8 protein-coding genes and 1 pseudogene are annotated in these 9,048 nt (G+C 60.5%); all 9 read left to right on the top strand.

Translation table 11 applies throughout. The annotated features are described in order from the left end of the window. A pseudogene (locus tag LDN95_RS22385) lies at positions 1–107 on the top strand (IS5/IS1182 family transposase); the annotation flags it as partial. Between the two features lie 55 nt (positions 108–162). Further along, positions 163–1,515: an RNA-directed DNA polymerase gene (locus LDN95_RS22380; RefSeq protein ID WP_226019728.1), complete on the top strand. Its 1,353-nt coding sequence runs from the start codon at positions 163–165 to the stop codon at positions 1,513–1,515. A 173-nt stretch (positions 1,516–1,688) separates the two neighbouring features. Continuing rightward, on the top strand, positions 1,689–3,047 hold the full coding sequence (locus LDN95_RS22375; protein ID WP_226019727.1) for an MFS transporter: 1,359 nt from the start codon (positions 1,689–1,691) through the stop codon (positions 3,045–3,047). A gap of 115 nt (positions 3,048–3,162) precedes the next feature. Then, positions 3,163–4,596 (top strand): circularly permuted type 2 ATP-grasp protein, encoded by a 1,434-nt coding sequence (locus LDN95_RS22370; RefSeq protein ID WP_226019726.1) that lies wholly within the window; start codon positions 3,163–3,165, stop codon positions 4,594–4,596. After that, positions 4,597–5,544 carry an alpha-E domain-containing protein gene (locus tag LDN95_RS22365; protein ID WP_226019725.1) on the top strand — a complete coding sequence of 316 codons (948 nt, stop codon included), beginning with the start codon at positions 4,597–4,599 and terminating at the stop codon, positions 5,542–5,544. 48 nt (positions 5,545–5,592) lie between these two features. Beyond that, entirely contained in the window at positions 5,593–6,405 is an 813-nt protein-coding gene (locus LDN95_RS22360) for a transglutaminase family protein (protein ID WP_226019724.1), read from the top strand. A 62-nt stretch (positions 6,406–6,467) separates the two neighbouring features. Further along, complete coding sequence (locus LDN95_RS22355) at positions 6,468–7,214, top strand: peptidase (protein ID WP_226019723.1); 747 nt, start codon at positions 6,468–6,470, stop codon at positions 7,212–7,214. 398 nt (positions 7,215–7,612) lie between these two features. Then, positions 7,613–8,233, top strand: coding sequence for a response regulator transcription factor (locus LDN95_RS22350; RefSeq protein ID WP_226019722.1), 621 nt, complete (start codon positions 7,613–7,615; stop codon positions 8,231–8,233). 398 nt (positions 8,234–8,631) lie between these two features. Beyond that, a complete protein-coding gene (locus LDN95_RS22345) occupies positions 8,632–8,829 on the top strand; it encodes a hypothetical protein (protein ID WP_226019721.1) in 198 nt (65 codons plus the stop codon). Positions 8,830–9,048 lie beyond the last annotated feature (219 nt).

Raw genomic sequence — 9,048 nt, 5'->3', positions numbered from 1 at the left:
GGCTGGCAAAGGATTGGGAAAGGTCCATCGCGTCATCCACCGCATGGGCCCTCATCGCCTCAATCCGCATGCTCACGCGCAGAACCGCAAGATACTGTCAAATTTGATCAACTTCTGAATCGGGCTCTTAATTGTTTCCGCTGAAAGTAATTGAATTTGCAAATGGATTTGTTCGCAGGGTTGGGAGCGACGGCTCCAGCTTTAGAGCAGGCGGACTTTTTCCGCGCCGATAAGCTAACGCAGCTATTCCATGAGAAAATTTCCCAATCCCAAGCGGCGGGTAAGGATGGAATTCGCGGCCCGCGCTATCTCGAAATGCTCGAATCCGAGATACCATTAATCGAGAGAAAAATTTTCGACGGCACTTATAAGTTCACGTGTTTTAAAGAGCGCCTGATAGCACGCGGCCACGATAGAAATCCACGCCAAATATCAATCCCAACTGTAAGAGATAGATTAGTACTTCGAAGTATCTGTGATGTTTTGCATAATTTTGCAAAATATTCCTTGAACAATACACCTCATGTCTTGGTAGATCAGGTGGCTAAATTAGCGAAGCTGTCTGATGATGATACGTCATTTGTACGACTGGATGTCCGAGATTTTTTCCCAAGTATACGTCATAATCTGCTTGAGAGAGCTTTGAGGGGTGCCGGGCTTAGTGATTTGGTTGTTGATCTTTGTATGCGAGCAGTAAGGACTGCAACAGGATCAAGTATGGCTGCGCCAGAGATAGGTATCCCGCAAGGATTAAGCATCTCAAACGCACTGTCTCAAATATACATGGCAAGTCTTGATTCAGGAAAGTCCGCCAAATCTCTGAATTATTTTAGATATGTTGATGATATACTTTGCATAACTAAAACCCATGAGGCAAAAAAGGCACTTAATAGCCTGTCTCGATCTTTGAGCAGAAAGGGATTGCGAGTTCATCGGGAGGGTAAATCCGGCAAAACTGAAATAAAGTCGCTCCAAGAAGGGATTGACTTTCTAGGTTACCGGATCGAAAAAAACAACTTATCCATACGTAAGTCGTCGTATGATAGGATGTTTAAGAATATTCTAAAAATAGTGACTGAATATAAATATTCTAAGGAATACGACAGATCTTTATATAAGTTGAATTTAAAAATAACCGGATGCATATTTGACGAGAGGAAACGGGGTTGGATGATGTTTTTTTCTAGAACGGAGAATATTTCGCAATTAAGGGCGCTCGATATTTTCGTAAAAAATCAAATGCTGAAGGCTGGTTTCCCCAAAAAGGGGATTTCTAATTTAAAGTCGTTTGTCAAAAGTTACCATGAGATTCGATACAATCTCAATGAGACAAAATATATTCCAAATTTTATGAAATTCACAGACGACGAAAAAATAGAAGCGATATGCGCACTTTCTAATAATTTGAAAGAGATTGTTGCTACTTGGAACCCAGAAAGCATAGACGCAGAATTTAAAAAATTGATTGCAAGAGAAGTGTCGGATCTTGAAAAGGATATCGGCGGAATTTCCTGAACTTTCAAAGTTACGGTGACACTTTGAGTTACGGACTTGCGCTGACACTTTACCCAATCCCCAAGTGTCGCAAGCGGGCGCGCTCCGGCGATTGGGTGTTTTGAATCGGTTGGCTCCATGCCCCCCTCCCCATCCCCGCTTGCGCCGCTCGGCTGTGCGTGCATGTTGGTGGCATGACAACGAGCGGGGGCGGGATGACAGGATCGGAGGCAGGCGACGCCATCGGCGCGCGCGTGTTGCGCAAGGCTGGGTGGCGGATCATTCCGTTGCTGGGGCTGGCGTACATGACCGCGTTCATGGACCGGTCGAACATCAGCTTCGCGGCCAAGACGATGAATGCCGACCTTGGCTTTTCCGAGACGATCTATGGCATCGGCGGAGGGATATTCTTCCTGTCCTATGCGCTGTTCGAGATCCCCTCGAACGTGATCCTTGCCCGGGTCGGCGCGCGCAAGTGGATCGCGCGGATCATGATTACATGGGGACTGGTCGCGGCGGGGATGCTGTTCGTCAAGACGCCGATGCAGTTCTATGCCATGCGCTTTTTGCTGGGAATTTGCGAGGCGGGCTTCTTTCCCGGCGTGATCCTGTACTTGTCGCAATGGTTCCCCAAAGAGGCGCGGGGCCGTGCGATCAGCCGCTTCTACATCTCCGGCCCGTTGACGCGGGTGGTGCTGGGCACCGCCTCGGTCTGGCTGCTGTCGCTCGACGGGGTGGCCGGGATGAAGGGCTGGCAGTGGCTGTTTCTGGTGCAGGGCCTGCCCTCGGTGCTGGTCGGGCTGCTGGTGCTGGCGCTGCTGCCCGGCGATTTCCGCTCGGTGTCCTGGCTGGATGCGCGCGAAAAGGCATGGCTGGCGGGCGAGCTGGAGGGGCAGGGAACTGGGCAGGGCGTTGGGCAGGCGGCTGGACAGGCGGCTGGGCAGGGGGGTGGCCATCAGCACCACCTGCTGGCCGCGCTGCGCCATCCGATGGTGCTGCTGCTGGGCGCGATCGGCCTGCTGACGACGGCGACGTACTACACCTTCACCCTGTCTGAGCCGCGCATTCTGGCCAGCGCCATCGGCCTTGCGTTGCCGCAAGTCGGCTATCTGGTGAGTTTTGCGGGGCTGCTGGGCGCGGCGGCGATGCTGTTCACCGGCTGGCTATCGGACCGCAGCGGCAACCGGGTGCGCTTCCTGTTCGTCAGCACGGCGCTGGTCACGCTGGCCTATGTCGGGTTTGCCGCCAACCTTGGCCCGGTGCCCTCGCTGATCGCCTATTTGCTCTATGTCTCGGCGTGGGGATCGGTGACGCTGTCGGTGTGGATGGTGTGCACCGACATGCTGCCCCCGCGCGACATGCCGGTGGGCACCGCGATGATCAACACGATGTCGCAAGTCGGCGCGTTCCTGTGCCCGATCGCGTGGGGGATGGCCAAGGATGCGACCGGATCGTTCCACGCCGGTTTTGTCGGGCTGGTCGGGCTCGAGATACTGGCGCTGGTGCTGATCCTTGTGCTGGCGCGCAATCTTGCCCGGCGCCGCCCTGCGTGATCGCGAAACGAAGGCTTGCGCAATATTGGCGACAACTTTGTTTCGCAGGTGCAGCAAGGGTGCTTGCCGAGGCGCCAATCCTGTGCAAGCAATGGGGTCCAGACGGGATGTGCCTATGACCAACTCCTCGGCCTCGTCATATGACGAGATGCTTGATACCGACGGCGGAGTACGCGCCGCTTATGCCGGATATGCCAAGTGGCTTGAGGAGCAACCACCCAACCTGCTGCGCCGCAAGGGGATTGAGGCTGAGGCCTTTTTCCGCCGCACCGGGATTACTTTCAACGTCTATGGCAACGATGACGCCGAAGAACGGCTGATCCCGTTCGATCCGGTGCCACGCATCATTTCGGCCGACCAGTGGCGCAAGCTGTCGCGCGGGATCGACCAGCGGGTGCGCGCGCTCAACGCGTTTCTGCACGACTTGTACCACCGGCAGGAAATCGTCCGGTCGGGGCGTCTGCCCGCGCGCCTGCTGGAAGGCAACGCGGCCTATCTGGCGGCGATGGCGGGCTTCACCCCGCCCGGCGGCGTCTATACCCACATCGTCGGGATCGACCTTGTCCGCACGGGCGAGGACGATTTCATGGTGCTTGAGGACAATGCCCGCACGCCCAGCGGCGTCTCCTACATGCTCGAGAACCGCGAGACGATGATGGCGATGTTCCCGGAACTGTTCACCCGCGTGCGGGTGCGCGAGGTTTCGGACTATCCCAGCCGTCTGGCGCGCAGTCTGGCCGCTTGCGCACCGCCCGCGTTCGATGGCGACAAGCCGACGGTCGCGGTGCTGACGCCGGGCATCTACAACTCGGCCTATTTCGAGCATGCGTTTCTGGCCGACCAGATGGGCGCCGAACTGGTCGAAGGCAGCGACTTGCGCGTCGAGAACGGGCGCATCGCGATGCGCACCACGCGCGGCTATGAACCGGTCGACGTGATCTATCGCCGGGTCGATGACGATTACCTCGATCCGCTCAGCTTCAATCCCGACAGCGTGCTGGGTGTGGCCGGGATCATGGACGTCTACCGCGCGGGCGGGGTGACCATCGCCAACGCGCCGGGCACCGGCATTTCCGACGACAAGGCGATCTACAGCTTCATGCCCGAGATCGTCGAGTTCTATACCGGCGAAAAGCCATTGCTGCAGAACGTGCCGACCTGGCGCTGTTGCGAGGCCGATGCGCTGGGCTATGTGCTCGACAACCTGGCCGAACTGGTGGTCAAGGAAGTCCACGGTTCGGGCGGGTATGGCATGCTCATCGGGCCAACTTCGTCGCGCAAGGAAATCGCCGCGTTCGAGGCGAAGCTGCGCGCCAACCCCGACAACTACATCGCGCAGCCGACGCTGGCGCTTTCAACCGTGCCGATCTTCACCAAGGCGGGCCTTGCGCCGCGCCACGTGGATCTGCGCCCGTTCGTGCTGGTCAGCCCCAATGGCATCGACATCACCCCCGGCGGTCTGACCCGCGTCGCGCTCAAGAAGGGCTCGCTCGTGGTCAATTCGTCGCAAGGGGGCGGCACCAAGGATAGCTGGGTATTGGACGACTAGATGCTGGGACGCTCTGCCAACGGAATTTTCTGGCTGTTCCGCTACCTTGAACGGGCGGAAAACACGGTGCGTCTGCTCGATGCGGGGTTCCGCATGGCGCTGACGCGCAATTCCAACGACGCCAGCGACGAATGGCGCTCGGTGATCATCACGCTGGGCCTGCAGGCCGGGTTCGAGGCGCGCTTCGGCGGCGAATACGGCGGCGCGCAAGTGTTCAACTATGTGCTGCGCGACAAGGAAAATCCCGGCAGCGTGCTGCGGATGATCGAAGGCGCGCGGACCAATGCGCGGATGGTGCGCACCGGCATCACCCGCGAGGTGTGGCAGGCGGTCAACGAAAGCTGGATGAAGCTGCGCGACATGCTGGCCCGTCCGGTCAACGAGGTGCGGCTGGGCAGCGTGCTCGACACCGTGCGGCTGCAGGCCACGCAAGTGCGCGGCGCGATGGAAGGCACGATGCTGCGCAACGAGATCTACAATTTCGCGCGGCTGGGCACGTTCATCGAGCGCGCCGACAACACCGCGCGCATCCTTGACGTGAAGTATTACGTGCTGCTGCCCTCGCTGTCCTACGTCGGGTCGAGCCTCGACAACGTGCAGTGGGATACCGTGCTGCGCTCGGTGGCAGGGGAGCGCGCCTATCGCTGGCTGCACGCCGGGCGGCTCGATGCGCGCGGGATTGCCGAGTTCCTGATCCTCGATCAGCGGTTCCCGCGCAGTCTGGCGTTCTGCTACAACAAGTTGCGCTCGAATCTGGCGCATCTGGCGCGCGAATATGGCGACAAGGTCGCCTCGCACGATCTGCTGCGTGAGGCGGACGCCCGGATGCACGCGCAGACCATCGACGCGATCATCGATCAGGGGCTGCACCAGTTCATCGGCACCTTCATCGCTGGCAATGCCCGCCTCGCGCAGCAGATCCAGCGCGACTACCGGTTCATCGAATAAGGGTTTCCCGCGCAATATCAGCCACCTACGGAGGGAGTGACATCAGCTATGCGTCTGGCCATTGACCACACCACGCACTACCACTTCACCGGCCCGGTCGGGCATGGGCTGCAACGGCTGCGGCTGACACCGGCGGCGTGTCGCAGCCAGACGGTGGCGGACTGGTCGCTCGAACTGGAAGGCGCGCAGACCGAGGTTTCGTTCGACGATGCGCATGGCAATCACGTCACCCTGATCGCGCTCGATCCGCATGCCGAGAAAGTATCCATCCGCAGCCGGGGCGTGGTCGATACGCTCGATTCCTCGGGCGTGTTCGGGCGGCACACCGGATATCTGCCGCTGTGGCACTTCGTCGAGCAGACCGATCTGACCCGGCCGGGGCCGCGCCTCAACGCGCTGCTGGCTGGCTTTCCCGAAGCCGACGACCGGCTGGAGACGCTGCACGAACTCTCGGCGCTGGTCGCCGCGACGATCGTTTATGAGTCCGGGCACACTGATTCGGCAACCACGGCCGAGGACGCGATCGGCACCGGGCACGGGGTCTGTCAGGATCAGGCGCATGTGTTCATCGGCGCGGCGCGGGCGCTGGGCATTCCGGCGCGCTATGTCAGCGGCTACCTGTTGATGAACGACCGCGTGCAGCAGGAAGCCGGGCATGCCTGGGCCGAAGCGCATGTCGACGGGCTGGGCTGGGTCGGGTTCGACATCGCCAATGCGATCTGCCCCGATGCCAGATATGTGCGGCTTGCCAGCGGACGCGATTATAAGGAGGCAGCGCCGGTCACCGGGTTGCGCTATGGCGCCCCCGGCGAATCGATGCACGTGACGCTGGCGGTCGAAGCGCAGAAGGTGGACCACTAGGCGGTCCGGCGTTCCTTTCCGGCAGCGTGTCTGGTGCGGACTGCCGATGGGAAGGAACGACAATGACCTATGGCGTGGGCATGATGCTCGATGCCGGGCTCGTGCTGATGAGCGATACCCGTACCAATGCGGGGGTCGATAACGTCAGCGTGTTCCGCAAGATGTTCCATTGGTCGGTGCCGGGTGATCGGATCATCACGGTGCTGACCGCGGGCAATCTGGGCACCACGCAAGCGGTGGTCAGCCAGATCGAGGAGCGCACCAAGGCGCCGGGCGAGCGACACCCGTCGATCCTGACCGCGCCGACGATGTTCCAGGTGGCGACCGAGATCGGCACGCTGCTGCGCGACGTCATTGCCAAGGCGCGCGCCGGTGGCATGGAGGGCGAGGAGGGCGAGGTCTTTTCCGCCTCGATGATCGTCGCCGGGCAGATCGCGGGCATGGAGCCCAGCCTCTTCCGGATCTACCCCGAAGGCAACTTCATCGAGGCCAGCTTCGACACGCCGTTCTTCCAGATCGGCGAGACCAAGTATGGGCGGCCGATCCTCGTGCGCGGCTATGACCGGGCGATGCCGTTCGAAGAAGCGGTCAAGCTGCTGCTGGTATCGTTCGATTCGACGCTGGCGGCCAACTTGTCGGTCGGCTTGCCGTTCGATTTGATGGTCATCGCGCGCGACGGCTTCACCCCGCTGCACCACCGCCGGATCAAGGCGGGCGACCCCTATTTCGCGTCGATCAGCACCGGCTGGAGCGAAGCCCTGCGCCAGGCGTTCAAGGCCCTTCCGGCCTACGACATGGCGGCGGTTTAGGGCGGCGGTTTAGGGCGGCGGTTTAGGGCGGGGGTTTGGGGCTGCGGTTTGGGGCAGGGGGGGGTAGGCCGGGGACGTCATCGTCGACGCCACCCGTCACCCCGGAAATGATCCGAACCGCACCGATACGTGATTTGACTATGGTATTCCACCTAGCCATATTGGTTAGGGTGTAGACCATGGTTGGCAACGGTTCGGGAATGTTTATAGGGCCAGATAAGGGGCATGAACCAGCCGCCCCGTCTGCAATATTCACCAAATTTGCGCAATCTCCTCGGAAGTGGAGGCGAATTCCCTAAGGGGGCGGCGGTAGTAGCGCCCTTAGGGGATACAGGTTGGGTTCAGAACGAAACTAACCGGGTTGGCGTGCGCGCAAATGGCATGGTTCTATCGTCGTCATGATAGACCGCGTCACCCTCCATATCCTCGATGGCGACTCCGCACGCCGTGCGCAGCTTGCCCGTCTCGCTTTCGCCGCTGGCCACCATGCGGAGATCTATGCCAACGCGGAGGAGCTGCTCAGTCACGCTCCCTCTGCGGGGCTGGTGCTCGCGCATGACAGTCCACCGGGGGAGGGCGTTCCCGCGCTGATCGCCGCGATGATGCGCGCCGGGCAATGGCTGCCCGTCATCGCCATCGCCGAAGAACCCAACACCGAAGCGGTGGTCCGTACGATCAAGGCTGGCGCGCTCGATTATCTTGGCGTGCCGCAGCAGATTGCCCCCCTCAACGAAGCGGTGGCAAAGGCCTCCCGCGAAGCCGAAACCCACCGTGCCCAACGTGCCCGTTCCGCCGAAGCCCGCCAACGCATCGCCCGGCTCAGCCTGCGCGAACGCGAAGTGCTTGATCGCCTTGCCGAAGGTTGCAGCAACAAGGCCATCGCCCGCGATCTGGAAATCAGCCCGCGCACCGTCGAAATCCACCGCATGAAGATGATGGGCAAACTGGGCGCCCGCCACGCCGCCGAAGCCGTCCGCCTGCGCATCGAAGCCACCGGCTTGGGCGACGTCGCCGCCTGAGGCATCGCGCGACTGCCCGCGCCGGAGCACTGGCTGGGGCTGGGGCTGGGGCTGGGGCTGGGGCCATCGCATGGCACCCACAGCCGTCACCCCGGGCGTGACCCGGGGCCCCGCTTTTTCTTCTGGCGGTTTTTCGAAGAGGCGCATTGTGGGGGCGGTCAAGACCAAACCCAGCCGCTGATCCTTGTCCTGCCCATGGGACAGAAAGGCAGCGGGACCCCGGGTCAAGCCCGGGGCGATGGGGGTTTGGATGAGGGGGGTGTCCGCAGCCTGCGGCCTGAGCGACCGTTCCGGATACGACAGCATTGCGGTCGTTGCCCCTAAGGCGGCTTACGCCCCAGTTGCGGACATTCATCGCGACCCTTGCCATGCTTCGCTGCGAGCGTCAGAAAGTCCTCATGACAGGCGGCAATTATAATGAGGGCATGACAGTGAATGAACGCCTATATGCTGCTGGGCGATTGCCAGAATTCGACGTAGCCACCACGGCTGGTGATCGTGTCACGATGGTCAACATTCTGAATGAAGTCGGTGTTGGGAACGCCGCTTGGTCAGCAGATACCATTCTAGAAGACCCGTCGCGCTTTGGTTACTGACGCCCAATAGCGGACCATCGCTAGCGGCAGTATGATCGGCTCGGCAAGCCGGGGTATGAAGGGGGAATGGTAGCAAAGCGGCTGGCGCGTCAGAGCCCGAGCGAAAAGTGGTTGAGCGATATCAGTAGGTTGTGATTCAGCGTCGTTGTCGAGACGATGGAGGAAGCACATGCCCTGGACTGATACCGCTCGCCGCAAGCATATGCGGGAAGGTGCGGG

The sequence above is a fragment of the Novosphingobium sp. FKTRR1 genome (assembly GCF_020404405.1).
In the GTDB taxonomy this organism is placed as follows: Bacteria; Pseudomonadota; Alphaproteobacteria; order Sphingomonadales; family Sphingomonadaceae; genus Novosphingobium.
Note: the sequence above shows the minus strand (reverse complement) of the source record. Positions and strands in the feature narration are given on the sequence as shown.

Bases quoted from the DNA above. Each gene is read 5' to 3' on its own strand.
- LDN95_RS22360 (WP_226019724.1), top strand. From the start codon at position 5,593: ATGCGTCTGGCCATTGACCACACCACGCACTACCACTTCACCGGCCCG.
- LDN95_RS22350 (WP_226019722.1), top strand. From the start codon at position 7,613: ATGATAGACCGCGTCACCCTCCATATCCTCGATGGCGACTCCGCACGC.
- LDN95_RS22370 (WP_226019726.1), top strand. From the start codon at position 3,163: ATGACCAACTCCTCGGCCTCGTCATATGACGAGATGCTTGATACCGAC.
- LDN95_RS22345 (WP_226019721.1), top strand. From the start codon at position 8,632: ATGACAGGCGGCAATTATAATGAGGGCATGACAGTGAATGAACGCCTA.
- LDN95_RS22355 (WP_226019723.1), top strand. From the start codon at position 6,468: ATGACCTATGGCGTGGGCATGATGCTCGATGCCGGGCTCGTGCTGATG.
- LDN95_RS22380 (WP_226019728.1), top strand. From the start codon at position 163: ATGGATTTGTTCGCAGGGTTGGGAGCGACGGCTCCAGCTTTAGAGCAG.
- LDN95_RS22375 (WP_226019727.1), top strand. From the start codon at position 1,689: ATGACAACGAGCGGGGGCGGGATGACAGGATCGGAGGCAGGCGACGCC.
- LDN95_RS22365 (WP_226019725.1), top strand. From the start codon at position 4,597: ATGCTGGGACGCTCTGCCAACGGAATTTTCTGGCTGTTCCGCTACCTT.